Raw genomic sequence first — 25,118 nt, forward strand, 5'->3', positions numbered from 1 at the left:
AAGTCGTGCGGCGCGTCGGCTCCTCGATCACCGCGATGCTCTTGGACGCACTCGTCGTCCGCGTCGCCGTGCCCGCGACCCTGCACCTGTTGAACGTGGCCGCCGGCCGGATCGACGCCTTCTGGCATTACGCCGGCGCCCGCGCGGACCTGCTGCCCGGGGCGCTGCTCGTCACCGAGGCCGGCGGACGGATCTCCGACGCCCAGGGCCGGCCCTGGACCCCGCAGAGCGACAGCTTCCTGGCCGCCGCCCCCGGCGTCCACACCGACGCCGTAACGACGCTCTCCCGCTGACCCCGTACGAGAAAAACTCACAGACAGAAGAGGAACGATTCGGTATGAACGAGATCGCAGTTCTCGGAAACGGCCGCGTGGGCGGCAACCTGGCCGCCGCCCTCACCCGAGCAGGGCATCAGGTCACCGTGGCGGACCGCACGCAGGGCGCCGCCGCCGATGCCGCCCGCACCGCCGGGATCGTCATCAACGCCACACCGGGCGCCGGCTCACTGGAACGTCTCGCCGCGCTGCGCCGGGAACTGCGCGGCAAGATCCTCGTAGACGTCTCGAATGCCACCACGGACGGCCCGGACGGACTGCCCGCCGACCTGCTCTACCCCGGCTCCAGTCTCGCCGAGCGGCTTCAGGAAGCGCTCCCCGAAACCCGCGTCGTCAAGACGCTCAACACCATGCTCTTCCCGGTGATGACCGCGCCCGCCACACTCACCCAGGCGCCCGACGTCTTCCTCTCCGGCGACGACCCGCACGCCAAGCAGACCGTCCGTGACCTGCTCACCGACCTCGGCTGGCGTAAGGAGTGGATCACCGACCTCGGCGGAATCCGGACCGCCCGCGCCACGGAGGCCGCGATCCTGTTCGTGCCGCACGTGATCCGGTCCGGCGGATTCGCGCCCTTCGCGATCTCGATCGCCCGCTGACCCGCACATACCGCAGTGCCCGGGCGGGGTCCGCCCGCCAGGTGTGACCCCCGGCTCACCGCGCCCGGGCGGCCCGCCTGCCGGTCGCCGCCGCCATGGCGGCGACCCTGAGATACGGGTACGCCGCCCCGGCGGTGCTGTCGGCCCCCGGGGCCGTGCGCGCCTTGGCGGCACGGACACCGGCGACCGGCCCTAGAAATTGATCATGTGGCCGGCGAGTCCGTGGACCGCCTCCTTGACCGCCTCGCCCAGCGTCGGGTGGGCGTGGACGTTGCGAGCGACCTCGTGGACGGTGAGGTCCCACTGCTGGGCCAGCGTCAGCTCGGGCAGGAGCTCGGTGACGTCCGGCCCGATGAGGTGGCCGCCGATGAGCTCGCCGTACTTGGCGTCGCTGATCAGTTTGACGAAGCCGGTGAAGTCACCTAGGCCGTGCGCCTTGCCGTTGGCGCTGAAGGGGAACTTCGCCACCTTCACGTCGTAGCCGAGGTCACGGGCCTGGGCCTCGGTGTAGCCGAAGCTGGCGATCTGCGGCTGGCAGTACGTGGCGCGCGGGATCATCGCGTAGTCCAGCTCCATGGTCTCCGCGTCCGCGATGGTCTCGGCGGCGACCACGCCCATGGCCTCGGCGGCGTGTGCCAGCATCAGCTTGGCGGTGACGTCGCCGATGGCGAAGATGTGCGGTACGGAGGTGCGGCAGCGGGCGTCGACGTCGATCGCGCCGCGCTCGGTGATCTTGACGCCGGTGTTCTCCAGCCCGTAGCCCTCGACGTTCGGGGCGAAGCCGATGGCCTGGAGCACCTTGTCGGCTTCCAGCACCTGCTGCGAGCCGTCCTTGGCGGTGACGGTGACGCGGACCTGCGGGCCGGACTCGTCGATGGCGTCGACGCGGGTGGAGGTGAGGACGTCGATGCCCAGCTTGCGGTACTGCTTGGCCAACTCGGCGGAGACCTCGGCGTCCTCCAGCGGGGCGACTCGGTCCAGGAACTCGACGATGGTGACCTTCACGCCGTAGTTGTGCAGCACGTAGGCGAACTCGATGCCGATGGCGCCGGCGCCCGCGATGACGATGGACCGCGGGAGGTCCTCGGCGAGGATCTGCTCCTCGTAGCTCACCACGCGGGCGCTGCGCTTGGTGCCGGGCAGCAGCTTGGGGGTGGCTCCGGTGGCGATGACACAGTGGTCGAAGCCGATCGTGCGGGTGTTGCCCTCGTAGTCAGCGACCTGGAGGGTGTGCGCGTCGAGGAAGGTGCCGCGGCCGTCGAACTCCGCGATCTTGTTCTTCTTCATCAGGTAGTGAACGCCCTTGACCCGGCCGTCCGCGACCCGGCGGCTGCGGCGGAAGGCCTCGCCGTAGTCGAAGTTGATGGGGCTGTCCGACGTGATGCCGAAGGTCTTCGCCTCACGGGTGACGATGTGCGCGAGCTCGGCGTTGCGCAGCAGCGCCTTGGTTGGGATGCAGCCGACGTTCAGGCATACGCCGCCCCAGTACTTCTCCTCGACGACGGCGACCCGCTTGCCCAGCTGGGCGGCCCGGATCGCGGCCACGTAACCGCCAGGGCCCGCTCCGAGGACAACGACGTCGAAGCGCTCGTCCTGCTCGACCATGAGGACTTCCTTTTCGGTGTGCTGTGAAGTGGTGTCCTACGGATTGTTTCTCTCCTGACCCCTCCTCGCCACGCCGATCGCGGATCTGCCCCGGCAGGAGGTGTGATCTTCGTTGCCTTGTCTGCGGGGGTCCGGCAAACGACTGACTCGTATGGCCGGGCGGTCGACGGGGGCACGCCGGCTTGGACGCGGCTTGGACGACGCGTACGAATTGCTCCTGCGGGTGGGGGAGGGCCCCTCGGGCGACGGGACCGCCTCCGAGGGGAGGTGTCGTGAGCCGGATCACGGCCCGGCCCGGCCCGGACCGGCCTGTAGCCGTCGGCGGCGTCGCCGCAGTCGTTCTCTCCTCGTACGGTCCGGGTAGCAGCCACCGGGGGCCGGTCAGTGATATCGGGCATGCGGCGGCGACGGCACGGCCCGGCAGACAGGTCAGGAGACGGGGACCGCGCCCTCAGCGGGTGGAGGGAGTCCAGGGCGGCCAAGTCGGCCTCGGAGAGGCGCAAAGAGCCGGCCCCCACGTTCTGGGTGAGGTGATCGAGGTCGCCGGTGCCGGGACCGGCCAGAACGTGGGGGCCGCGGTGCAGTGTCCACGCCACTCTGACCTGGGCGGTTCTCACTCCGTGGGCATGGGCGACGGCATGCACCGCGCTGCGGTCATCGGCGCGCGCACCGGCCGTGCGTCCGTCACCTGCGATCGAGTAGAACGGTACGAACGCGACACCCTGTTCACCGCACAGGCGCAGGAGTTCCCCCTGCTCGGGTGATGCGCCGATGCCGAGAGCGAGGTCGAGAAGGGTGCCGCGAACAGGAACAGAAAGAGGCTGAAGGCGGCCGCCATCCTGCTCGCCGGACCGGGATTTATCGTCGGCGGTTCGCTGCTGGCTTACGATCCCCGACCGTCCGGATGGGTGGCGGACCCGGTCTCGACAGAACCGCCCCTCTACTCCGGACCCGAGCCCACGAGCGAGCAGGTGACGGCGGACTTGGAGGCCACGACCGCCACCGCCGGGCTCGGGCCGGCTGCCGCACCGCGACCGTACGCGGTACCCGGGTGCATGGCGGGCTGGGAAACATACGAGACAGGGAGCGACGCCCAGACGACCGCGCTCGCCGACGGTCTCGCCGGCCGCCAATGGCAGCTCACCCGCCCGTGAGGAGGCATCGAACGGGCGGAGGCTGCCGGTAACCAAGCCGTCTGACGTCTGCGTCGGGCAGTGAACCGTCCGCTGAGCTACCGCTGCTGCGGACGCAGGCGTCGCTGGTCTTCGTTCCGGACTATCGGATGTGTGGCGGTTGGGCCGAGGGCCGGGCGCGCACGGCGGTTTCGGCGGGCGTCGATGTCGATCGGGCGGCTCAGGAGAGTTCGTGCCGGGTGCCGTCGGCGACGGCGTGGAGCTTGTCGGGGTTGGCCACGTTGTGGATGGTCGAGATGCGGCCCTCCGCGTCGAAGTCGAAGGTCAGCGTCGCGATCACGCGGTCCGGGGCGCGGAAGACCAACCCCGGGCCGCCGTTGATCCACGTCAGCTCCGTCCGCATCTGGCCGGGCTCGATGCCCTGGTAGGTCACGGTGCCGAGCGCGGCGAACCAACCGGCCACGGTCTTCAGGCCGACGACCGGCTTGAGGGCCTGGCGGACCTTGCCGCCACCGTCGGTCCACAGCGTCACGTCCGGGGAGAGCACCTCCATGAGGGTGTTGAGGTCGCCGCCCGTCGTCGCCGCGAAGAAACGCTCGGTGACGTGGCGTTGGCGCGCTCGGTCCGCTGTGAAGCGGGGCCGGCGGGCTTGGACGTGCTCGCGGGCGCGGTGTGCGGCCTGCCGCACCGCCGCCTCCGAACGTTCCACCGCCTGGGCGATCTCCACGTAGCTGAACGCGAAGACTTCCTTCAGTACGAAGACCGCGCGCTCCAGCGGGCTCAGCGTCTCCAGCACCACCAGCAGCGCCATCGAGACCGAGTCCGCCGCGGCGACGCCGTCGGCGGTGTCCGGGCCGGTGAGGATCGGCTCCGGCAGCCAGGGCCCCACGTAGGTCTCGCGCTGGTGGCGGGTCGAACGCAGCCGCTCCATGGCCAGGTTGGAGACGATCCGGGTCAGATAGGCCTTGGGATCGGCGACCTGGGAACGGTCGGCCGCCGACCACTTCAGCCACGCGTCCTGGACCACGTCCTCGGCATCGGCGGCCGTGCCGAGGATGCGGTAGCCGACGGAGAAGAGCAGGGTGCGGTACTGCTGGAAGGCGAGCTGGTCGGGACCGTCCTGCTGCGGCTGGGTCACTTCACGCTCCTGATCCGGGTGTAGCGGCCGCCGTGCGGCCAGAGGGCGCCCGAGGCGGGCATTTTCTTCATGCGGGCGAAGGTCGCCCACGGCGCCGCGGTGACCGTCTCCTTGTACTTCGCGGCCCGCTTGCCGGTCAATACGATCCGGCGCGGGCTGTTGTCCGGACGGGTGAACTGCACGACGGCGTCGTTCCTGCCCAGGCTGACGGGGGTGTGGTAGTAGCCGAAGCGGAAGGGCTTGGGCTCCTTGCCGGCCAGCACCCGCAGGATCGACAGGGCCGCGTGCACGCCGGTGGGCATGCCGCCCTGGCAGGTCCCGTGCATCACGCCGTAGCCCTGACGGATGGCCGCCGCGTCGCCCACGGCGTATACGTCCGGGTGGGAGACCGAGCGCAGTGCGCTGTCGGTTACCACCCGGCCGCGCTCGTCGACGGTCAGGCCCGCGGCCGCGGCCAGCGGTGAGACGCGAGTGCCGCTGGTCCACAGCACCGCGGCCGCCGTGATGCCGGAGCCGTCCGCGAGCTCGACGCTGTCCGGCAGCACCTTGACCACCTCGACGCCGCTGCGCACCCGCACGCCGAGCCGGGCGAGCGCCGCGTCCAGGTACGCCTTGGCCTTCGGGTGCATGCCCGCGCCCGGCTCCCCTCGGCCCAGCAGTACCACCTGGAGCTCCGGGTGCCGCTCGGCGATCTCCGCGGCGGCCTCGATGCCGGTGAGGCCGCTGCCGCCGATCACGACTGTTTCCCCGTCGAGTTGGGTAAGCCGATCGGCGAGGAGAGCGGCGTCCTCCGGGCTGTTGAGGGTGTAGGCGTGGTCGTCCACGCCGGGGACGGGGGAGGTGTCCGCGACGCTGCCCAGGCCGTAGACCAGGGTGTCGTAGCGCAGGAGCCGGTCGTCGTCGATCCGGACGGTCTTGGCCGCCGTGTCCACGGCGGTGACCCAGCCGCGGACGAACTCGGCGCCGGTGCCGTCCAGCAGCTCCGGGATGTTCAACCTGGCCGTCTCCTGGCCGGTGGCGGTCATGTGCAGCCGGAGCCGCTCGGTGAAGGTGTCGTAGGGGTTGACCAGCGTCACTCGCAGGTCGCCGCGCTTCCTGGTGCGGGCCGCGAGTTGGATCGCGACGCCGAGTCCGGCGTAGCCGGCGCCCATCACCAGGACCTCGTGCTGCTGCGTTGTCGTGTTCATCGCTCTGCTGCCTCTTTCGTGCGGACCGTTCCCGTGTTGCGGACGACCACCAGACGCAAGCTGCCCTTCCGTTCGTGACATGGGGCCGATGTGACCCGCGTCACCTCATGGAGAGGGGGTGGGCGCGACGCGGCAACAGCCCCCGGAGCGTCGCGACGCAGCATTCAACCATGATCGACTTGCTTTGCGCGGGAACTGACGGGACAGCAGGAACCGCACGCCGGCGACGGCGTCGCCGATCGCCCATCCGCATAGCTGTGCTGTCCCGCCCGCGAGAGGTAGGCGAGGCCTGGACGGTGACCGACCCGTGACGGGCATGCCGGTGGGCTTGTCGGGGCACATGGCCGGGCATGGCACCGAAGACCGAACTCTTGATGTCCCTGCGGGCCGTACGGCAGTTGCGCCGGGTCCGGACCGTCTACACCGCGGGGGTCCTGCTGTGGGCGGCTGCCGCAGCCTGGACGGGATGGACTCACCCCTGGAGCCGGCAGATGTGGGCCTGTGTGCTCCTCCTTGCGGTTTTCGCAGGTCTGCTCGGCACGGCCTCGCTGTGGCTGCGGCGCCTTCGAGCCGCCCCGGGACACAAACCGGTCCGTCACGCCGCACCGCGGCATGCGGTCACCCCGCGCCATGCGAACGCCTGAACCCCACCCGCAGCCCTCTTGTGACGGCCGCCGCGCGCCGAGCGGACGGGACGTGGCGGCGCCGCACCGGCAACCTCCGTGAGCCAGGCCATCGGGAACACCGTCTTCACAGCGGACATCGCACGCCCACGAAGGGCGGTAAAGGATCCCGGCCGGCGTAGGTGACCGCCCGAATGGAGGGAAACGGTTTTCGGACCGCCCGTGATGACCGGCTCTCGTGGCGGAAGGCGGACGGGTGGGTCGAGGGTGAGCTGACGGATGTGGGGCGGCGGCGGACAGCCCTTGTGCCGGAGGCGGCCGGCCCCGTACCCGGACCTCGACATCGGTCGGTGCGGTGGGCCGCGCGTGGTCCCGTCTCTGAAATCGGAATGTCCATGGCGCCGCGCGTCGGCACGACAAGACACAACACCACGACACACAAGGGGCCAAAGGAGTGTTCCGCCCACTGTGGGTCACGAAAACGTAACCGAGAGGGGCGGCTTCGCCGAATGCCGGTGGCTACATGTAGCCGTCCCCTTACGCTCCTTTCCATGCGGCGTCGGTGCAGCATCGAGCCGCATGACTGGGGGTCAATTTGACGCTGTACGGACGGGCGGCGGTGCTCGATGCCGTCGTGCCTTCACTGGTGGGGCTCGAATCGAAGGGGGCCGCCCGGCTGCGCATACCGGGCGGGAGTCCGCTGCTGATCGAATGCGGCGGCGGGCGGCTCACCGGCAAGACCGCGCTGCTGAAGGAGCTCTCGAAGCGGTACGCGCAGCGCATACCGCAGGCGTACGCCGACCTCGGTGCGGCGGACTTCGGCCAGCCGGGACTCGCCTCCCTGGCCGACGAGACCACGGCAAACGCCTCGCGCACCTCGGACCTGCTCTTCTACCTGATGGACGGGTTGAGCCGGAAGCCGAACGAGTTCGCCGGGAAGTTGTCCTTCCCCCGGCTCACCCAAGGGCTGCTCGCGGTCACCAGCTGGCAGTCCGAGGACGTCCAGCCCGCCGAGCTGCAGGCCGCCCGCCGCCGCCTCGCGGGGCTGCTGCGGGAGAGCCAGCCCGACCTCCAGGCGCGCAACCAGCGGGTGTCGGGCTGGATCGGCCAGGTCACCCAGGGCATCACCGCCGCGGCGGGGCTGGGGCCCGGGGTGAGCGAACTCGTGGGGCCGCTCACCGACATCGTCACCACCGAACTGCTCGGCCCGCGCGCCAACAAACAAGGCCTGGGCTGGTGGGCCGGCCGTCGGGTCGGTCCCCAGGGGGACGGACACGCCCAGCTGACCGATCTCGCCATGTGTTTCCGCGGCGACGCGGGCGACCGGAGACGGGCGGAGCACCACCTCGTGGCCGCCCTCCTGGAGGACATGGCCGACCACTACACCTGGATGCGCCTGAAGAACCGGGTCCCGCGCCCGCTGCTGCTCCTGGACAACGTCCACACCCCGCTGGGTGTGACGCTCCTGGACGCACTGACCCGCGCATGGCACGACGAGCCCACACGGACATACCCCGGCGTCGTCGCGGCGGCCCTCGCCCAGGAGGCCACCGGGCCCGACACCGAGGGCACCGCCCCGTCGACGAGGAGTGCGACGGGCCCGTTCTGGCGGCAGGACCGGCCGCAGACGGCGGCCGGTTGGGTGCTGAGGCTGCCGATGGCACAGCTCGACCTCGACGAGGTCAAGGAGATGTTCGGCGACGACCGGCCCGAGCCCGACACCGCCCACGTGATCCACCGGCTCAGCGCCGGGCGCGCCGGGATAGCCCACGCCCTGGTGCTGTCCGTCCGGCAGAAGATCGGCCTCCGTGAGCCCGTCGACCACGGCGCGCTGCTCGACCTGCCGCTCGACCTGCCGCACGACGACGAGCCGACCCTGCCCGTGTACGAACGGCTGCTCCGGCTCCTGATACCCGACAGGGAGGCCCGGGCCCGCCTCGCCTCCTACACCCCGGCGCTCGACGACGAGGCCGCCCACGCGCTCGACGCCGACCGAGTGCCGCACGGAGCTGACGGACAGCCCCTGGCGGCGATCGCCAGAGTCCCCGTGGCCGAGACCAAGCACCTCTTGCGGAAGGATTGTTGGAGCCATCACCCCTGGCCGGGCACCGGCGGCCCCTTCGTCGGTGATCCCACCCTGCGGGCCCTGCTCGTACACGACCTCCGCACCGGAGCGGCGCCCGGGGGCGGCGACTGGCGGGGCAGCCACCGGCGGCTGCGCCTCCTGTACGCGCCGGGCGCCGCCGACCCGTGCGATGGCTGCTATTTGCACCACTCGCTCGCGATCGGCGACACAGACGTCGTCGTGCGCGCCCTGCACCGCCGCCTGGCCGAACAGGACGCGCCGGGGTGGCTCGCCACGCTCAACCTGGTCTGCGCCGCACCGCATCCCCCGGAGCACCCGGCCGTCCCGGCCGCGGATCCCGTGGAGGACCGGCTCGCGGCCGACAACGACCCCGTGCGCCAGGCCGTGCAGCTCCTCGTCCTCAACCTGTGGCGGCAGTCGCACCCCCTCGCGCACCCCGACCCGCGGAAGGTCAACGCGGTCCGGCTGCAGCTGCTCACCCTGGCCCAGAACAGCTCCGTCGGCCCCCAGGAAGTCTTCTATCAGGCCTACGAGCAGTGGCCCCAGTTGCTGAACCGCTGGATCCAGGCACCCGATCTGCCGACCTACGGAGAGCCCCGCCCATGACACTTTGGCCCGCCGGACCGCTGAACCGCGCCCTGCTGATCGCCGCCGTCGCCGTCGTCCTGGGAATCGTCGGCTACGTCTCCTACGCCCGGTGGCTCACCGAGGACCCGGCCTGTGCCCCCGGCGTGGCGAAGCGGGGCTCCCGACACGAGTGCGTCGGCGTCACCGACGGCGGCTACGTATTCGCCCCGTCGCTGAAGCAGGTCACCGACCGCATCAAGGCGGAGAACGACAGCGTCACCGGTAAGTCGCCCGCCACGATCGCCCTGATGATCCCCATGATCTCCGACACCCAAGCGGAGCAGCAGGAATACGTCGAGCAGGTGCAGGGCGCCTATCTGGCCCAGTACCGCGCCAACCACCAGGCAAACGGCAAGCAGCCGCCCATCCGGCTGGTGCTCGCCAACCCCGGCCGGGGTTACGAGGAGTGGCGTACCGTCGCCGACCAGCTCGCGCGTGATGCGGCCGACAAGAAGGAGAACCTGCGCGCCGTCGCCGGCATCAACATCAGCATCACCGAGACCGAAGAGGCCGTCCGCTACCTGACGAAGGACAAGGGGATCCCGGTCGTCGCGGGACCCATGACCGCGGACGACATCAAGAACACCGCGGCCGATCCGCACCGCTACCCGGGCCTGGCCCGGATCGCCCCCGGCAACACCGACCAGGCCGCCGCCCTCGCCTCGTACGGGTCGGACATAAAGCCCGCGGAGACGCTGGTGGTCGAGGACATCCGCGAGGGCGACAACTACTTGGCCAGCCTGCGCCAGACCTTCGAGAAGCTGGCCAAGGGCGCGCCCAACGCCCCGGAGACCTTCCGGTCGCCGCCCGACTTCAACGACGAGGGCAACCTCGCCAACGACTTCCACCAGATGGTGCCGGACATCTGCTCCTCCGACGCGAAGACCATCTACTTCGTCGGTCGTCCGGTGCAACTGCGCCTGTTTCTGGTTGAGTTGGGCAACCGCAAGTGCAACAAGCCCTACACCGTCATCAGCGGCTCGCACGCCTCCACCCTGACGGTCGACGAGAAGTTCGCCGACCAGTGGGGTGCCCTCACCAATGGCGCCGGCATCACCCTGCGCTACCCGGGCCTGGCCCACCCCGAAGCCTGGGGGGAGCGGAGTACGACGCCGACCGGCGGCTCCAAGGCGGCACTGAAGGAGCTGACCGACCTGGTCCAGAAGTTCGCCACCAAGGCGCCCGACTCGATCGGCCCCGCCAACCTCTCCGACGGCCGCGTCATCATCACCTACGACGCGGTCTCCACCGCCATCGCGGGCATTCGCAACGACGCCGTGGGCAGCGTGAAGATGCCGTCCCTCTCCGAGGTCGCCGACAGCTGGCTGCGGCTGCACGGCAACAACCGGGTCGAGGGCGCCAGCGGCTGGATCTGCCTCGACCAGTACGGCAACCCCTACAACAAGGCCGTCTCCATCGTCCATCTCGACCCGACGACCAAGACCGCCGTCTTCGACGGCATCGCCTGGCCCGCGGGCCGCGCCCCCGACGCCAACTGCTCCATCCCCAACTGAGACCGACGGCAGGCCCCGCCCCCGCCCGACGCGCCCCTGACCGGGGCGGAGCACCTCCACGCGCCGTCGGGACGGCGGGTGCCGTCCTCCCTGGAGTGGAGGGACGATGGTGAGGGCGCCTCGGGAGGCGGGTGGGGTGCTCTTGCCCGAGCGGCTCGGTATGCGACCGGGACCACGATGACATGCCGGCGCCGACGACAGTTGGGCAGGGCATGAACTTCGTTCTGTCTGATGAAGACGTTTCGTGCCTGCCCGAAGCGGGTGCTCCACAGGGCCCGGTGGAGCCTGGGGTATGCAGCGCCGGGTGGCAGGCGGGGGAGCACGGCGCGCGCGAGTGGGTGAAGCGGTGGTGGCCGGCGGCTGATCCGGTGCGGGAGCGCCGCCTGGCGGGCATGGGGCACGGACACATGGCAGGTCTCACGGTGCCGTCCGCTTCGCCCGCCGAGCTCGGACTCGCCCCGGGCGACAGCCGCCGCTGAGCACCGGCCCTGCTGCGGCGGAGGTGACGGCCACGGGGTGAGGGAGATGTCACCCTTGGCGGCTGGGGAGCATGGCCAGGGCCTGGGCGCGCTTTGCGACGAGGTCGTCGTAGGTGCCGTCGCGCTCGGCCCAGCGGTGTGTGAGAACCCGCTCGACCAGGATCTCGTCAGGGGTGGGGTTCTGCGAGAGCAACTGCATGACCTCGGCGGCGAAGTCGTCGAGCGGCAGTGCTTGTGGGTTCACTTTCTCCTGTCCTGCCGTGGCGACGGCCGAGGGGACGAGTTCGACGACGCTGACGCCGGTGCCGTCCGGTTGCGCGCGCAGTGCCTCGGAGTAGGCGTGCACCGCGGCTTTCGAGGCGGCGTAGGTGGGCATGGGCGGGAACGGCAGGAACGCGACGCCGGAGGTGACGGTAATGAAGGTGCCGGCGCCGCGTTGGACCAGGTGCGGGGTGAAGGCGTCGATGACCCTGGTGGTGCCGACCAGGTTGGTGTCGATCGTCGTCTGCGCCGCCTCGAACGGCCGGCAGACACCCCCCATCCGGAGACACCCTGACGAACACCGGCTGTCCGGCGCCACAGCCAGAACGGCAGCTCCGCGATTTCCGCCATCCGCGGACCGTCTCGGCGCCCGGTCATTGACCGGGTGCCCCACGAACGAGGAGAGGCGGGCCACGTCCTCGTCGCGGATGTCTAACCCGTCCTCGCGCAGCTGAGTGACGGCGGCATCCATGTACCTCGTGTTGAAGAGCACCAGGGCGTTGAGGACCAGTCCGAGGGCGCCGATCTGGTCCCCCTCCGTCCCCTCCTGTAGCACTGGTAGAGCTCCCGGCCCGGCGGTGCAAGATCTTCCGGGCGAGCGCGTGACGTCCCTCCTGGAGATTGGCCCGCACCTTGATCTTCCGCTGGTGGGCCGGCTCGTCCGCCAGGCGCAGGATGTTGAGGGTCTTGGCGATCCGCCCGTAGTGCGCGATTGCGTCGCCCAGCGGGGTGGGGCGGCCGTCCCGCGACAGCATGCGGATGACGTCGTAGGCGCGGGCGGCCCCGGTGTGGATGGAGCCGATGATCCGCAGGACGTCCTCCCAGTGCCGCTCGATCCGCCTGAGGTCGATCCGGCCGCGCGCCGCGTCGGTGAAGGCGCCGTAGTCGCGGTGGGGTCGATCCGCCACATCTTCTGGTCCGGCAGGTCCGCGAGCTGCGGAGCATAAGGCGGACCCGGCGAGGGTGAGCAGTTCGAAGACGATGTCGCTGTAGCTCGCGGTGTCGGTGACGATCATCTCCGGGCGCTTGCCGCCGTCGCGGTCGTAGAGGACGTCGAGCACGTACGGCGAGTCGCGCGGGGTGTGCGATCTGGGTGCTGAGCGTGCCCGGGTGGCGGCCGACGGTCCGGAGGCGGATCGAGGCACCCTTATCCGCCGGCATGGTCAGGTTGCCCGCCCTCCCGGGTTCCGCGTCGCCGAGGGGCCTCGGCTGTCGGTACCGAGGCCCCTCTGGGACGTGTGATCACCTGTCGACGGCGTCGGTCACGCGATTCCAGCTGTCCAGGTCCGCGGTGCGGGCCTCCAGGGCGGTGCGCATGCCGGTGGCGCTGGAAGTGCCGAGGGCCAGGCGCAGCGGGGGGTTCGGGCTGTCGACCGCGGTTCGGATGCCTTCGGCGATGCGAGCAGGCGAGGAGAACGCGGATGGGGGCAGCTCTCCGATGCCCTTGTGGACCTCGCGGACGGTCTGGTCGTAGTCGTCGAGGCCGGTCGCGACGTCGAGGTTTGACAGGAAGGGGGTGGCGGCCATTCCGGGTTGGATGATCGTGACATTGATGCCGAGCGGTGCGACCTCGGCCACCAGTGCGTCCGACAGTCCCTCGACCGCGTACTTGGTCGCGGCCAACAGCCCCACGCCGGGATGGGCGGACTGCCCGTAGACCGACGAGCCCTGGAGGATGTGGCCGGATCGCTGGGAGCGGAGTACCGGCAACGTCGCGCGGAGCACGTTGAGCACGCCGAAGACATTGGTGTCGAACACGGCGCGGACTTGCGCGTCGGAGGCTTCCTCGACGGCTCCGAAGAGCCCGTAGCCGGCGTTGTTGGCCACGACGTCGATGCGGCCGAACCGCGAGAGCGTGCGCTCCACCGCTTCCCTCACGGCCTGCTCGTCACGCACGTCTGCCCGGAGGAGGAGCAGGCTCTCGCCGTGCGCTTCGGTCAGCTGCTCCAGTGACGCGGTGTCGCGGGCGACCGCCGAGACGAGATCTCCGTTCTCCAGTGCCTGGACGGCGAGTTCGCGACCGATGCCGGAGGTCGCGCCGGTGATGAGCCATACACGAGGGCTGGTCTGCTGGTTTGAAGTCCCATTCATGTTGCGACCGTAAGTGGTTAGCTCATAACGAGTCAAGCGAGTCGGTGCAGCTCGTTGGCTGTTAGGCGACTTAGGGCCTCTTCTTGCTGATGTAGGATGGGAGGATGAACAGCGCTGCAGCCGGATCCGCCAAACCAAGCCCGCGCACCGTCATGCCGGCGGTGGAGACCGTGCTCGCGTTCGTGAACACGCGCGCGAACGGGGGTGGGCAGCGGGAGCTGTTCGGGGACGGACACTCGTTCGCGGCGTGGCTCGCGGAGCACGGCGAGTTCGGCGGCGATACCGTGGCGACCGATGCGGATGCCGCGGCCGCACGCGAGCTACGTGACGCCCTGGTCACCTTGCTGCTCGCGCACTCGGGCGATGAGGAGAGCCTGGGCGAGCCGCTCCAACATGCCGAGCAACACCTGCGGCGCGCGGGTGCGCTCTACCCCCTGGCGACCGTGGTCACAGCCGGTGGTGTCGAACTGGCCTCACCGCAGGCCGGGGTGCCGCGTGTGTTCGGGACCGTACTGGCCGCAGTGACGACCTTCGCGCAAACCGGTGACTGGGGGCGCGTCAAGGCGTGCCGCAACCCTCCCTGTCACTTCGGCTTTTTCGACCGTACTCGCAACGGGGCTGGGCTCTACTGCAGTACCGGTTGCGGGTCCCAGGTATCCATGCGCAACTATCGCCTGCGGCAACGCCGGGAGAGCGAAGCACCGCCCGAGGTGTGAGTCTGGGGCTTCCGTACGGCCTGGGAGAACATCGCGGATATCGATCGACGCCACGCCGATGATGTGCCTCCACGGTCCGTCGGGCATGGGCAAGACCCCCGCCCTGGACGTCGCCGGAATCCTCACCGGTGTGTGCACCCTCGCACCGTCCACGGTCACGGCGAAGGGCGAGCCGCGCGTCAGTGCTGTGGACGGGCATTTCCTGCACGGGAAGTGGCACTTCGGCACGGCGCGCGGCGCCGCCAAGGCGCGTCACCTCGCCGCGCGGCCCGCTGCCGGCGCCGCGGACCTGCGGGGAGAGGAGTTGGGCGTGCGCACGCACGGCACGGTGGAGACCTTCAACTCTCAGGACGGCGAAGCGGCCGCGGACTGGCCGGACCTGCTCGGGATACCGCATGGACTTCCACGGCGCCGGCGCCGGCGCCGGCGCCTTCGGCTGGGAGGTGGACGTCGTCTCCTACCGTCTGCATCCGCACTGGATGACCGTGTACGCCCCTGACGTCACCCAAGCTCAGGGCCACCGCCGGAGGCTGACGGGTCGATCAGGGGCCCCACGTGGAAGGGAGGCGCGCCCACACCTCTCCGGCGTCCGCGAGTCGGGCCGACTCCCGGCCAGGACACCTTGACGCGCCGATATCGACTACTTCGACGTCAGCCTGTGATCGCTCCGGGCGTCAAGGAGACCCGCTACCGAGGCTGAGCCGACGCGCGGTCGACCGTAATGAGGCGACCATCGCGCGGGAAGTGCCCACGTCCGCGCCGCGGGCCCGTTCGACGGAGCTAGCGGGGTTCGGGTTCGTCATGGATGGTCAACGCCCCGGCGAGGTCGAGGTCGGCGGCAGTGCCGTGGGCGCCGGCGCGGACGAGCAGCACCGCGCCGAGCGCGGTGCTCCAGAACGTCCTGGCCTCCACACCCAGTGGTCGACGGGTCTTCCAGCCGCGACTGTCGATGAGCCGGCTCACGAAGCGCTCGGATTGTCGGAACAGCAACTGGAGGTGCTGGTCGACCACGGGGGCGAGTTCCGGCTTGGAGATCCCGGCGGCGAGTGCTCGCGCGACCGATGGCAGCGAGGGCATGGCCAGTACCGCGCGGGCGATGTTGCGTCGAAATGTCGCCGCGTCGGGTGCTTGGCGACCGATGCGCTCGATCCGGCGGGCGTCGTGCAGCAAGCCGAGAAAGGCGGCATGCACGAGCAACGAGTCCTTGGAGCCGAAGTGGTAGGTGACCTGATTGGGGAAGACCCCTGCCGCGTTCGCGATCGCCGCGACGCTGAGCTCGGTGCCGGGCCGCTCTTTGCAGAGCTGTGCGGTTGCCTCGATCAGTCGGCGCCTGGTCGCGCGACCGCGGTCGCGCGACCGACCCGCCGTTGATCGAGCTTCGGTTCGTCTCGTCTCCACGCTCGAATTGTATGTGATACAAAAAGCTTCGTTCACTTGTATCGCATACAAGAAAGGCCCATGGGCATGTACGGGACTGAAGTCGTAGTGACCGGACTCGGCGCGATCACGCCACTCGGTGGGGACGTGGCGTCCACTTGGGACGCCCTGCTTGCCGGCGAGTCCGGCATCCGCGGCGGCGTCCTGCGCGACCACGACGGCGCCGACCTTCCCGCCACCGTCGCGGGGGCGATGGCGATCGATCCCGCTGAATTGCTGCCGCCGGTGCAGGCCAGGCGGCTCGACCGCTCACAGCAGGCAGCCCTCATCGCGGCGGCCGAAGCCTGGGCCGACGCCGGCGCCCCGCAGGTGGACCCGGACCGGCTCGCCTCGGCGATCGGCACGGGCATCGGGGGCATACGGACGTTGTTGAAAGAGGACGACGCACTGGAGGCGACCGGGACTCGGCGAGTCTCGCCACGCACCGTCCCGATGCTCATGCCCAACGCGGCGGCGGCGCTGATCAGTATCGAGTACGGCGCGCGGGCCGGGGTCTACACGCCCGTCTCGGCGTGCTCTTCCGGTGCCGAGGCGATCGCCCTGGGGGCCCGGCTCATCCGTGCCGGCGAGGCGGACGTGGTCATCGCGGGCGGTACCGAGGCCGCGATCGCCCCCATCACCGTTGCCGGCTTCGCCCAAGCGAAAGCACTCTCGCGGCACACTGCTGAACCCGCATCAGCGTCAAGGCCGTTCGCCGCGGACCGCAGCGGATTCGTCCTCAGTGAAGGCGCGGCTGTCGTGGTGCTCGAAAGCGCCGAGCATGCCAACGCCCGAGGCGCGCGGGTCCACGCGGTGCTCGCGGGCGCCGGCATCGCGGCCGATGCCCACCACATCACCGCGCCCGCTGCCGACGGCTCGGGTCAGATCTCGGCCATGCGGAAGGCCCTCGCGCAGGCCGGCTTGGCTCCCGAGCAGATCAGCCACATCAACGCCCACGCCACCGGGACTCCGGTCGGCGACGTCGCCGAGGCGCGCGCGATCGGGAAGGTCTTCGGCCGCGCCACTGTGACAGCCCCCAAGGCGGCACTCGGCCATCTCTTCGGCGCAGCCGGCGCGATCGAGGCGCTCATCGCCGTCCTCAGTGTGAAGCACGGCGTCATCCCGCCCACCCGCAACCTCACCGCGGCGGGCGTCGATCCCGACATCCACCTCGATGTCGTCGCGGAGCGCCGAGACGCCCCTCAGGAGGCCGTGCTCAGCAACTCTTTCGGCTTCGGCGGCCAGAACGTCTCACTTGTCGTCACCGCGCACCGCACCACGCGTTCGTTGCGGTAGGTGAGCCGCATGCGTTGCACCGTGGTGGGCGGCTCGGCCGGCGTCCACCGGCCCGGGGCGTGCTGCCCCCATCCCCAGGGCTGTCCGGTGCGCCCGCTCGGCCGCACTCGATTTCGCTGATGTGTCCCCGCCACGCCGGCGCCTTCCCTCGAGCCGGGACGCGGGCCATCTCGAACGGCCGTTGTGGCAGGTGCGATTTCGCCGTCAGGTGATCGACCGGATTCTGCACGGGCTTCGGACCGCGGGGTCAGTGGCGTGACTTTCGGGAACGGTTCGGGCCGTTGAAGACGGTCTACGCACGGCACCGGCTGTGGTCGGCGGGCGGGACATGGGAGCGTCTGCTCCAGCAGGTCCAAGCCCCATCGGACGCGGCGGTGGGATCGGCTGGGGCGTCTCGATCGACTCGACCATCGCGCGGGCGATCCGCGTGCGGCAGCGCCCGCATCGATCCACCGCCGGCCCCTCCTCTGAGGGGGCGGTCCCGGCACACCGGGACGCGGACCCAGAACGCCAGCCGGAGTAACGCGCCCGACGGCACGGTCAGCGGACCGGGGGGAAGTCGGCTCTCTGCGTCCCCGCACGGCGGAAGGGCCCGGATCCATGTGAGGATCCGGGCCCTTCCGATGTGGTAGCGGGGACAGGATTTGAACCTGCGACCTCTGGGTTATGAGCCCAGCGAGCTACCGAGCTGCTCCACCCCGCGTCGGTAAACCCCACCCTACGCCACCATCGGCCATGCTCCGACAGGTTTCCCGGCAGGGCACCGGCCACTGGGGCCTGCGGGACGTCGAGAGCTGTCTGTTCGGTATCGGCGGCGGAGGGGCGATCGGGGTGACTTCGTTCCCTTTGGAGTGAAGAACTCAAGCAAGCCGCATTTCATACCCGATATGCGTCATCGTCCTTTTCGCAGGGGACGATTAGGCGAAGGGAACGTGTCGTGCGATTGCGCCACATCGGAACGGTGGTGGGTGCGGCGGCTTTGGCTGTGCTGCCCTTGTCGACGGACGCTCACGCCACGTCGGTGGCCTGTGGCGGGGGAACCTCCACCGGCCGCGTAGCGGTGAACGGCTGCGTCAGTGCCGAGAGGGGCTGGCTCGGCGACCTTCCCTACCGGAAGGTGACGGCGTACGTCACGCTGCGGAACACAGGAGGCCGGGCGGTGACCGTCTCCTACGAGGCGTATTGGCGCACTCCCGGCCTTGATTGGAAGAAGCTGGGTAGCAGCCGCACCTCTGTCGGGGCAGGTGCGACCGTCGGCCCGCTCGAAGCGGGAAGCAAGGATCGCGCATGTGACGGCGTCAGGGTCGAAGTCCGAGTGCGCGCCCAGGCCGGTGGCGGTGCCTGGAGCGGCTGGTCTCCGGCAGCCACAAAGCAATGTCAGACCTGACCGTGCGCGTCGTACTCGACCGGAATCGCCCGAGGGTGACGCCGTCCGGCTGCTCTTGACCATCTACGGGGTCCTCGACCCGGCGGCGGCCCGGCCCGCAAGGCGACACCCGCACCACGGGAGCATCGGGCGCGTGCGGACGAGCCCGACCTTCGGGCGCTTCCACCGCCCGCGAGCCGGGCGGGGGCACGGGCGATCCGCGCCGCAGCAGCAGTGTCCCCCGACCAGTCGGTGACGACCGGCGGGGGAGGGAGCGGTGGGTACGCCGCGGCGCCGACCGGGTGCAGCGGTCTCAGCCTGCGTGTCGCGCCGCCGTCAGGGCGTCCTTGACCTCTTGCGCCACGCGGGCGGCGTCGTCGGGGTTGTGCACGACGTCCGTGTTGTTCATGTCGATGACGAGGACTTCGCTGGCCGAGTAGTGCTTGTGGACCCAGTCGTCGTAGCCCGACCACAGGGTCCGGTAGTACTCGACGAGGCTTTCGTCCTGCTCGAAGCCGCGGCCGCGCAGACCGATGCGGTGCAGCACCGTCTCGAAGTCGGCCTTGAGGTAGACCATGAGGTCGGGTGCCTTGCGGTAGGGCAGGCCGTCGATCTCGCGCATCATCTCGTCGAGGAGTCCCTCGTAGACCCGCATTTCCAGGGAGCTGATCCGGCCCAGGTCGTGGTTGACCTTGGCGAAGTACCAGTCCTCGTATATGGAGCGGTCCAGGACGTTGTCGCCCCTCTTGTACGCCTCCTTGATCGAGGCGAACCGCGTCTGCAGGAAGTAGAGCTGGAGGAGGAAGGGGTAGCGCTTGGCCTGGATCTCCTCTGGGCTCGCCGTGTAGAAGAGCGGGAGGATCGGGTTGTCGTCCACGCTTTCGTAGAAGACCTCGCTGCCCAGCTCCTTGGCCAGCAGCTCGGCGACACTCGTCTTGCCGATCCCGATCATGCCTCCGACGCAGATCACCGGCATACCTCACTTCTCCCTGGGGGTCTTTTTCCTCACGGGCGGGTGGCCCGGGCGCCCCACACCACTGAGCCGCATGCGGGCGGTCACTCGATTCCCCAGGATCTTGATGATCGGCATCATCCGGTCCCCGCCCGGACCGGGTCGGGCGAAGGTCGCCGTCCCCGACCGGCCGTACCGACCGCCCCGCAGGTGTCGCGTACAGCGACGAGTCACCGCCCAGCGGCCGCCTTGAAGCATAGATGACGGCTCGACGACACCGGCGGCGGCCGGGGCATGGCGGCGTTCGTTGAACACGGCGTCCAGGCATCCGAACCGCCCGACGGCGGTCTGGACGTCTTCCCGCTGGTGACGTCGCAGGTGAGAGGGGGGCTTGGTTCCCCTCGTCGGTGATGAGACGAGCTGATTCCTTCAGCCTGTCGGCGGACAGGCCGGCGAGGGCGACCCGGGGCGCGGGCGTCACGATGTGGTTCCTGCTGGTCTGACGGTTCGGTCGACAACACTGCTCCCGTGAGTCGTCGCGACCCGCGTGCTCCGGCTCGACATAATGACGGTCCTCCACGCCGTCTCGTCTGGACGGGTTGTCGGCTCCGGCCGGGAGCATGGGCCGGTTCGCGCGGTGTCGTCTCTCTCGTCGTTCGTTCTTGTGATCGGGCTGGTGATCATCCTGAGCGTGGTAACCGGCATGATGTGGCACGACCGCGGCGTGTTCTCGCGAGCCTCAGCCACCCGGCCGGGGTGGACATCGTGACCACCGGCACCGGCGGGTTTCTCCCAAGGCACCAGGGAGCAGCACGGCGTCTGTTCGGTCGGCTGGTCTGGACCGGGCTGCGTGTAGTGGTCTCGGTCGCCACGCTGGTGACGTTGTATTACATCGGTCCCCTGGACCACTCCTCGATGAGTACCGCCGTCGCCATCCTGCTCACGGGTCTCGCGGGGTTCGTCGCCTTGATCGCTTTTCAGGTCCGCTCCATTGTCCGCTCCCGGTACCCGGCGCTACGGGCGGTCGAGGCGCTGGCCGTGAGCATTCCGTTCTTCCTGTTGTTGTTCGCGGCCGCCTACGTCGCCATGGCGGCGCAGTCTCCCGGCAGCTTCGGCAAGCGCCTTTCCCACACCAGTGGCGTCTACTTCGCCGTCACCGTGTTCACCACCGTCGGGTTCGGCGATATCACGGCCAAGTCCGGGGTGGCCCAGGTGGCGGTCACCGTGCAGATGCTCATGGACCTGATCGTTTTCGGCCTGGTCATCAGGGTCATCGTGGATGCGGCTCACCGCGGCCGGGAGCGCATGCAGACCATGGCAGCCGATCCGCCGCCCGGGGGCGAGGCGCGGTGAGTCGGGCCGATCGAGACTGCCGACCACGGCCGCCACCCTGCCCGACCGGACAGGGTGGCGGCACCCCGCCGTCGTCCTCCGGCCATAGCCCCTGGGGGCAGATCGGCCCTCGCGTGACGAGCCGGCCCTCCGCTGAGGCGGCTCGTCGCAGGCCGGCGCGGCAAGGGGAAATCGAGGGGGACATGCCAGGGAGGCCCGAGTGCCCCGCGCTGCAGCCAGTTCGTGGGTCAGAGCCGGACGACCACGAGGGCGATGTCGTCGCGAGCGCCGCCGGCGACGCCGAGCTGTGCGAGCAGCGCGTCGGCGAGCCGCTCCGGGTCAAGGCCGGCGAGGCCGCCGAGGGCCGTGGTGAGGCGGTTCAGACCGCAGTCGATGTCCTCGTCGCGGCGTTCGATCAGCCCGTCCGTATAGAGGACGAGAGTGTCGCCGCGGTGGAAGGCGGTGCCCGCCTGGGGCCGGGGGACGTGCTCGGGCCGGGCTCCCAGCGGCGGGTCGGTGGCCTGGTCCAGCAGCTCGCAGTCGCCGTCGGTGTGCAGCAGCACCGGCGGCGGATGCCCGGCACTGGAGTAGATGAGCAGCTTGGAGCGGGTGTCCACGAGTACGGTGACCGCGGTCGCGGCGAGTGCCCCGTCGACGGAGCGGGCGTACATGCCCAGCACCTCCAGGGCCTGGGCCGGTCCGGCGACTGCCCGGCTGGCGGCGGACAGGGCGCTGCGGAGCATGCCCATGACGGTGGCGGCTTCCAGGCCGTGGCCGACGACGTCGCCCACGGCGACGGTATACCGGTCTTGGGTCAGGTCGACGGTGTCATACCAGTCGCCGCACACGTTCAGCGAGCCGATCGCGGGCAGGTAGCGCACAGCCACGTCGGTGTGGCGGGCGAGGTCCGGGGAGTGCAGCATCGCCTCTTGCAGGGTGACGGCCACCTCCCGCTCCCGGGCGTGCGCCGCCCGCAGCTCCTCGTTCAGCCGCTGCAGCTCCCGTGCCCGGGCGTACAACTCGGTCTCCATCCCCTCCTTGCGTTCGGTCCGCGGCCCGCCCTCGTCGTGGTAGCGGAACCGGCGGGATCGCATGAACCCGGTTACGTCCTCCACCCGGTGGATGATCCACGTCACCCGCCCGTCGGAGCCTTTGACGGGCGTGTTCACCGGGGACCACCAGCGCTCCTCGAATACCCCGGGTTGCGAAACCACGGGGATGTCGTACCTCTGGACCGGCATGGTGTCGGCCTCGCCCGTGGCCAGCACCCGCCCCAGCGACGCTCCGAGGTTGCTCACCCCGTCCGCGTCCGGATCACCGGGGTTGTCAGGGAAGGCATCGAACACATGTTGGCCCACCAAGTCCTGCCGGGTGCGGTCGGTCGCTCGCAGATACGCCTCGTTGACGGCCACGATCACCAGATCCGGCCCCAGCACCAGATAAGGGCTCGGCGTTGCGGCGAACAACGCCGTGTAATCGATCTCCGGCCTCACGACCAGCGGCTCCTCATCCAGGCGTGCCCCTGCCGCCAACCTACCCAGCCCGCCCGTCATCCGCGCGCCGGCGCACGCGTCACGTGCGGTGCCGTGAAGCCCGCCACGCGGCACGTTGTGCGCGGCGCTCTTGCTGATGACCGGTGGCGGCGCGGGGAAGCCTGCGATGGAGGGGCCGACGAGCACCGTACCGATGTTGCCCGTGCTTTCTCCGCAGGTTGTCCCGCATCCGGCCCGCCACGGCCTGCGGGGTCAGGCGGACTCTCCCTTGAGGTGGTCTGCCGGGCAGCCGTCGACTTCTGCTCCGGTGACGTCGAGCAGGTCGACATCGTCGAGTGCCGCTTCGGAGTCGGGAACCACCCGTGACCAGGCCGGATCCGCGAGGCTGGGAACTTCGCCCATGCGAGACCCGAGATGGTTCCAACGGTTGGATTCCTCGTCCCGGACCGGCGTGGCGGAAGCCCTGGCCGGCTGTTGCGACGTGTGAATATCGGTGTCCAAGGTGCTGGCCGCCCCGGAACGGCGGGCATGGCGAGCCGCCTCCTCGCTCGTGAAGCCGTCACGTCGCTTATGGACGGGTAGGCGGCCGCATCGCGTCAGGGCGGCGGCCGGGGCTCCGCTGCCTCTGCCCGGGCCTCCGGAACCTCCGCGGCTCTTCATGGGTCCTGAAGCCGAGCGCCGCGATCGCTTGCTCCAGCGCGGGACGGCGCCCCGCAGCGCACACGTCCGGGGCGCGTGAAATCGTGGCGCGGCAATCCGGCGACAGCGGCGGTACCCCGATGGGAGACGGGGGATGTCCGCGGCAGCCACCGCCCGGCCATACATTCCGTGCCCCACCGAGGGACTTTCGGCCAGTGGGTACATGTCGTGTCGCAGCATCCGCGGCGCTTGCCGCGGATCGGGGAGTCTGAGCGCGCCGCAGCGGTACGTGATCGGCTCCGCCCGCGATGATGCGTGAGGACGCAGCCGCACCGGCGGCCGGGTGGGGCGCCGCCCGGCCAGGCAGGAGGAACAGCAGGTGGCCGGGGCCCGGAGCAGATGTGCGCCGCACGCAACCCGTCCGTGCTGCACACCCCGTACCGGGATCAGGCCCTCACTCGGTACTGGGCCCGCCCCGCAGCCTCCAGTGGTAGAGGGCGGAACCACCTGGCCATGATCGGCGCCGTCCAGACAGGTCGGCTTCCGGCTCAGCCCCGGTCACCGGCGAACGGCTGAACCCGCCGTGGCCCCATCAGCAGACTCAGGCCCGTGCCACCGATGTCGTGGTCGGGGCGGATCTTCGAGGAGACGATGCACATGCCCGCCGGACCGCCCGCCGAGTCTGCCGAGCCTGAACACGCCGGAGGTGCCGGAGGCGCCGCCCCCGCGCTACAGGACCCGCTGGCGATCGTCCGCACCCGCGGATACGTGGCGGTGTTGGTGATCTCCGCCCTGCTCGGTGTCCCGATCTCCGCCGCCGCCTTCGGCTTCCTTGCTCTCGTCTCCGAGCTCCAGAAGCTGGTCTACGACGACCTGCCGAAAACCCTCGGCTTCCACGGCACTCCCGACTGGTGGGCGGTCCCGCTGCTCGCGGTCGCGGGAGTCCTGGTCGCCCTGACGATCCACCACCTGCCCGGGAGCGGCGGCCACAAGCCGGCCGAAGGGTTCAAGACCGGCGGCACACCCTCGGCCGCCGCGCTGCCGGGTGTGGTGCTCGCCGCGATCGCATCGCTCAGCCTCGGCGTCGTCCTCGGCCCGGAAGCCCCGCTGATCGCGCTCGGCGGCGGCCTCGCCGTCGGCGCCGTCAGGCTCCTCAAACGCGATGCCCCACCCAGCGCCGTCGCCGTGATCGGCGCCGCCGGCAGCTTCGCAGCCATCAGCGAACTGCTCGGATCCCCGCTGGTCGGCGCCTTCCTGCTGATGGAGGCCACAGTCCTGGGCGGCCCGATGATGGGCGTGGTGCTGGTGCCCGGTCTGCTCTCCGCCGGCGTCGGATCGCTGACCCTCACCGGTCTGGGCACCTGGACCGGTTTGGGCACCTACTCCCTGGCGCTGACCCACGTACCGCCCGCCGGCCGGCCCACCTTCGGCGAGTTCGCCTGGGCGATCCTGGCGGGCGCCCTCGCAGCCCTCCTCGGAGAGGCGATCCGCCGTACTTCGCTCTCCCTGCAAGACCTGGTCGAGCGCCACCGGCTGCCGCTCACGGTCCTGATGGGCGCCGCGACCGGCCTCATCGCTCTGCTGTACGCAGTTCTCACCGACCGGCCGGCCACAGGCGTGCTGTTCTCCGGTCAGGACGCACTCGGCCCACTGCTGGCCGACAGCGCGACCTACACCGCGGCCACCCTGGTGGCCCTGTTGGTGTGCAAGGCTCTGGCCTACTGCACCTCGTTGAGCGCTTTTCGCGGCGGCCCCGTCTTCCCCGCCCTCTTCGTGGGCGCCGCCGGCGGCCTCGGTCTCTCCCACCTGCCCGGCCTGGGAACCACCGCCGGATTCGCCATCGGCGTCGGCGCCATGGCGGTAGCCATGCTGAAGCTGCCGATGACCTCCGTACTGCTGGCCAGCCTGCTTCTCGGCACGGAGGGACTGGACGTGATGCCGCTCGTGATCGTCGCCGTGGTGGTCGCCTACGTGGGCACGCTCCGGCTCGCCCGGCGTCCTGCCGCTCCGCACGGCGCAGGGCCGCAGCCGGCAACGCCGGCCCCGTGACCAGCCGCACCCTCGGCGGCGGCCTGCCCACTCGGCAACGTGCGCCGGATCTACGACTGGTCCGTCCTTCATCGACGGGCCATGACCGCTCGCGGCAGCCTGCCGTACGGGGGCGACGATCCGCCGGCAGTCCGGAGGGAGCATGCTTTCGTCCGCCCCGGCTCCCGGTGCGGGATCAGCA

Annotated in this window: 18 protein-coding genes, 1 tRNA gene and 5 pseudogenes; 12 read left to right on the forward strand and 12 right to left on the reverse strand. The window is 70.3% G+C overall.

Going from position 1 to position 25,118, the window contains the following annotated elements; genetic code table 11:
- Both E6R62_RS33645 and E6R62_RS33650 read left to right on the forward strand, forming a co-directional pair.
- Positions 1-293 (forward strand): inositol monophosphatase family protein (locus E6R62_RS33645; protein WP_276615678.1); only part of this gene is annotated, 293 nt, incomplete at its 5' end.
- Between the two features lie 44 nt (positions 294-337).
- Complete coding sequence (locus E6R62_RS33650; RefSeq protein ID WP_136217285.1) at positions 338-934, forward strand: NADPH-dependent F420 reductase; 597 nt, start codon at positions 338-340, stop codon at positions 932-934.
- A gap of 192 nt (positions 935-1,126) precedes the next feature.
- Here E6R62_RS33650 and lpdA read toward each other — a convergent pair whose 3' ends face one another.
- Entirely contained in the window at positions 1,127-2,539 is a 1,413-nt protein-coding gene (gene lpdA / locus E6R62_RS33655; RefSeq protein WP_136217286.1) for a dihydrolipoyl dehydrogenase, read from the reverse strand.
- Positions 2,540-3,060: 521 nt separating this feature from the next.
- Positions 3,061-3,510, reverse strand: a pseudogene (locus tag E6R62_RS42115) (hypothetical protein); the annotation flags it as partial.
- On the opposite strand from E6R62_RS42115, the gene E6R62_RS41430 reads away from it, so the two are divergent.
- Positions 3,448-3,693 (forward strand): hypothetical protein, encoded by a 246-nt coding sequence (locus E6R62_RS41430; RefSeq protein ID WP_240802052.1) that lies wholly within the window; start codon positions 3,448-3,450, stop codon positions 3,691-3,693. The pseudogene E6R62_RS42115 and the gene E6R62_RS41430 overlap by 63 nt on opposite strands.
- A gap of 199 nt (positions 3,694-3,892) precedes the next feature.
- On the opposite strand, the gene E6R62_RS33665 is transcribed toward E6R62_RS41430, so the two are convergent.
- Both E6R62_RS33665 and E6R62_RS33670 read right to left on the reverse strand, forming a co-directional pair.
- Positions 3,893-4,810: an RNA polymerase sigma-70 factor gene (locus E6R62_RS33665; protein WP_136217287.1), complete on the reverse strand. Its 918-nt coding sequence runs from the start codon at positions 4,808-4,810 to the stop codon at positions 3,893-3,895.
- Entirely contained in the window at positions 4,807-5,997 is a 1,191-nt protein-coding gene (locus E6R62_RS33670; protein ID WP_136217288.1) for an NAD(P)/FAD-dependent oxidoreductase, read from the reverse strand. The genes E6R62_RS33665 and E6R62_RS33670 overlap by 4 nt, the downstream gene beginning before the upstream one ends.
- Before the next feature lie 350 nt (positions 5,998-6,347).
- On the opposite strand from E6R62_RS33670, the gene E6R62_RS33675 reads away from it, so the two are divergent.
- The 3 genes from E6R62_RS33675 (at position 6,348) to E6R62_RS33685 (ending at position 10,847) form a co-directional block, all read left to right on the forward strand.
- On the forward strand, positions 6,348-6,641 hold the full coding sequence (locus tag E6R62_RS33675; RefSeq protein ID WP_136217289.1) for a hypothetical protein: 294 nt from the start codon (positions 6,348-6,350) through the stop codon (positions 6,639-6,641).
- 613 nt (positions 6,642-7,254) lie between these two features.
- Positions 7,255-9,312 carry a hypothetical protein gene (locus tag E6R62_RS39975; RefSeq protein WP_168714262.1) on the forward strand — a complete coding sequence of 686 codons (2,058 nt, stop codon included), beginning with the start codon at positions 7,255-7,257 and terminating at the stop codon, positions 9,310-9,312.
- The gene (locus E6R62_RS33685) at positions 9,309-10,847 is read left to right on the forward strand and encodes an ABC transporter substrate-binding protein (protein WP_136217290.1); all 1,539 of its coding nucleotides are present in this window, start codon (positions 9,309-9,311) and stop codon (positions 10,845-10,847) included. The genes E6R62_RS39975 and E6R62_RS33685 overlap by 4 nt, the downstream gene beginning before the upstream one ends.
- 528 nt (positions 10,848-11,375) lie before the next feature.
- Here the strand turns inward: E6R62_RS33685 and E6R62_RS33690 are convergent.
- The 3 genes and pseudogenes from E6R62_RS33690 to E6R62_RS33700 all read right to left on the reverse strand — a co-directional run.
- Positions 11,376-11,846: pseudogene (locus E6R62_RS33690) on the reverse strand (SDR family NAD(P)-dependent oxidoreductase); the annotation flags it as partial.
- Between the two features lie 358 nt (positions 11,847-12,204).
- Positions 12,205-12,732 (reverse strand): annotated as a pseudogene (locus E6R62_RS42280) (Tn3 family transposase); the annotation flags it as partial.
- A 97-nt stretch (positions 12,733-12,829) separates the two neighbouring features.
- Positions 12,830-13,678 (reverse strand): SDR family NAD(P)-dependent oxidoreductase, encoded by an 849-nt coding sequence (locus E6R62_RS33700; protein WP_136217291.1) that lies wholly within the window; start codon positions 13,676-13,678, stop codon positions 12,830-12,832.
- Positions 13,679-13,782: 104 nt separating this feature from the next.
- On the opposite strand from E6R62_RS33700, the gene E6R62_RS33705 reads away from it, so the two are divergent.
- The gene (locus E6R62_RS33705) at positions 13,783-14,394 is read left to right on the forward strand and encodes an ABATE domain-containing protein (protein ID WP_136217292.1); all 612 of its coding nucleotides are present in this window, start codon (positions 13,783-13,785) and stop codon (positions 14,392-14,394) included.
- Between the two features lie 115 nt (positions 14,395-14,509).
- Positions 14,510-15,020 (forward strand): annotated as a pseudogene (locus E6R62_RS33710) (pyridoxamine 5'-phosphate oxidase family protein); the annotation flags it as partial.
- A gap of 154 nt (positions 15,021-15,174) precedes the next feature.
- Here E6R62_RS33710 and E6R62_RS33715 read toward each other — a convergent pair.
- Positions 15,175-15,792, reverse strand: coding sequence for a TetR/AcrR family transcriptional regulator C-terminal domain-containing protein (locus E6R62_RS33715; protein WP_136217293.1), 618 nt, complete (start codon positions 15,790-15,792; stop codon positions 15,175-15,177).
- A 66-nt stretch (positions 15,793-15,858) separates the two neighbouring features.
- On the opposite strand from E6R62_RS33715, the gene E6R62_RS33720 reads away from it, so the two are divergent.
- Complete coding sequence (locus E6R62_RS33720; protein WP_136217294.1) at positions 15,859-17,106, forward strand: beta-ketoacyl synthase; 1,248 nt, start codon at positions 15,859-15,861, stop codon at positions 17,104-17,106.
- Between the two features lie 251 nt (positions 17,107-17,357).
- Positions 17,358-17,527 (forward strand): annotated as a pseudogene (locus tag E6R62_RS41435) (IS5/IS1182 family transposase); the annotation flags it as partial.
- 205 nt (positions 17,528-17,732) lie between these two features.
- On the opposite strand, the gene E6R62_RS33730 reads toward E6R62_RS41435, so the two are convergent.
- Positions 17,733-17,809 (reverse strand) — tRNA-Met (locus E6R62_RS33730).
- A 976-nt stretch (positions 17,810-18,785) separates the two neighbouring features.
- Complete coding sequence (locus tag E6R62_RS33740) at positions 18,786-19,448, reverse strand: deoxynucleoside kinase (protein ID WP_136217295.1); 663 nt, start codon at positions 19,446-19,448, stop codon at positions 18,786-18,788.
- A 741-nt stretch (positions 19,449-20,189) separates the two neighbouring features.
- Here E6R62_RS33740 and E6R62_RS33745 point away from each other — a divergent pair.
- Positions 20,190-20,777 (forward strand): potassium channel family protein, encoded by a 588-nt coding sequence (locus tag E6R62_RS33745; protein ID WP_136217296.1) that lies wholly within the window; start codon positions 20,190-20,192, stop codon positions 20,775-20,777.
- A 227-nt stretch (positions 20,778-21,004) separates the two neighbouring features.
- Here the strand turns inward: E6R62_RS33745 and E6R62_RS33750 are convergent, their stop codons facing one another.
- Both E6R62_RS33750 and E6R62_RS39980 read right to left on the reverse strand, forming a co-directional pair.
- Positions 21,005-22,249: a PP2C family protein-serine/threonine phosphatase gene (locus E6R62_RS33750; protein WP_136217297.1), complete on the reverse strand. Its 1,245-nt coding sequence runs from the start codon at positions 22,247-22,249 to the stop codon at positions 21,005-21,007.
- Between the two features lie 252 nt (positions 22,250-22,501).
- Positions 22,502-22,651, reverse strand: a complete 150-nt coding sequence (locus E6R62_RS39980; protein WP_168714263.1) for a hypothetical protein — start codon at positions 22,649-22,651, stop codon at positions 22,502-22,504.
- Between the two features lie 846 nt (positions 22,652-23,497).
- On the opposite strand from E6R62_RS39980, the gene E6R62_RS33755 reads away from it, so the two are divergent.
- Positions 23,498-24,937, forward strand: a complete 1,440-nt coding sequence (locus E6R62_RS33755) for a chloride channel protein (RefSeq protein WP_240802050.1) — start codon at positions 23,498-23,500, stop codon at positions 24,935-24,937.
- Positions 24,938-25,118 lie beyond the last annotated feature (181 nt).

Origin of the sequence: Streptomyces sp. A1136 (assembly GCF_004795055.1) — a bacterium.
In the GTDB taxonomy this organism is placed as follows: domain Bacteria; phylum Actinomycetota; class Actinomycetes; order Streptomycetales; family Streptomycetaceae; genus Streptomyces.

Bases quoted from the DNA above. Each gene is read 5' to 3' on its own strand.
- E6R62_RS33650 (WP_136217285.1), top strand. From the start codon at position 338: ATGAACGAGATCGCAGTTCTCGGAAACGGCCGCGTGGGCGGCAACCTG.
- lpdA (WP_136217286.1), bottom strand. From the start codon at position 2,539: ATGGTCGAGCAGGACGAGCGCTTCGACGTCGTTGTCCTCGGAGCGGGC.
- E6R62_RS33670 (WP_136217288.1), bottom strand. From the start codon at position 5,997: ATGAACACGACAACGCAGCAGCACGAGGTCCTGGTGATGGGCGCCGGC.
- E6R62_RS33675 (WP_136217289.1), top strand. From the start codon at position 6,348: ATGGCACCGAAGACCGAACTCTTGATGTCCCTGCGGGCCGTACGGCAG.
- E6R62_RS33685 (WP_136217290.1), top strand. From the start codon at position 9,309: ATGACACTTTGGCCCGCCGGACCGCTGAACCGCGCCCTGCTGATCGCC.
- E6R62_RS33700 (WP_136217291.1), bottom strand. From the start codon at position 13,678: ATGAATGGGACTTCAAACCAGCAGACCAGCCCTCGTGTATGGCTCATC.
- E6R62_RS33705 (WP_136217292.1), top strand. From the start codon at position 13,783: ATGAACAGCGCTGCAGCCGGATCCGCCAAACCAAGCCCGCGCACCGTC.
- E6R62_RS33720 (WP_136217294.1), top strand. From the start codon at position 15,859: ATGTACGGGACTGAAGTCGTAGTGACCGGACTCGGCGCGATCACGCCA.
- E6R62_RS33740 (WP_136217295.1), bottom strand. From the start codon at position 19,448: ATGCCGGTGATCTGCGTCGGAGGCATGATCGGGATCGGCAAGACGAGT.
- E6R62_RS39980 (WP_168714263.1), bottom strand. From the start codon at position 22,651: ATGGGCGAAGTTCCCAGCCTCGCGGATCCGGCCTGGTCACGGGTGGTT.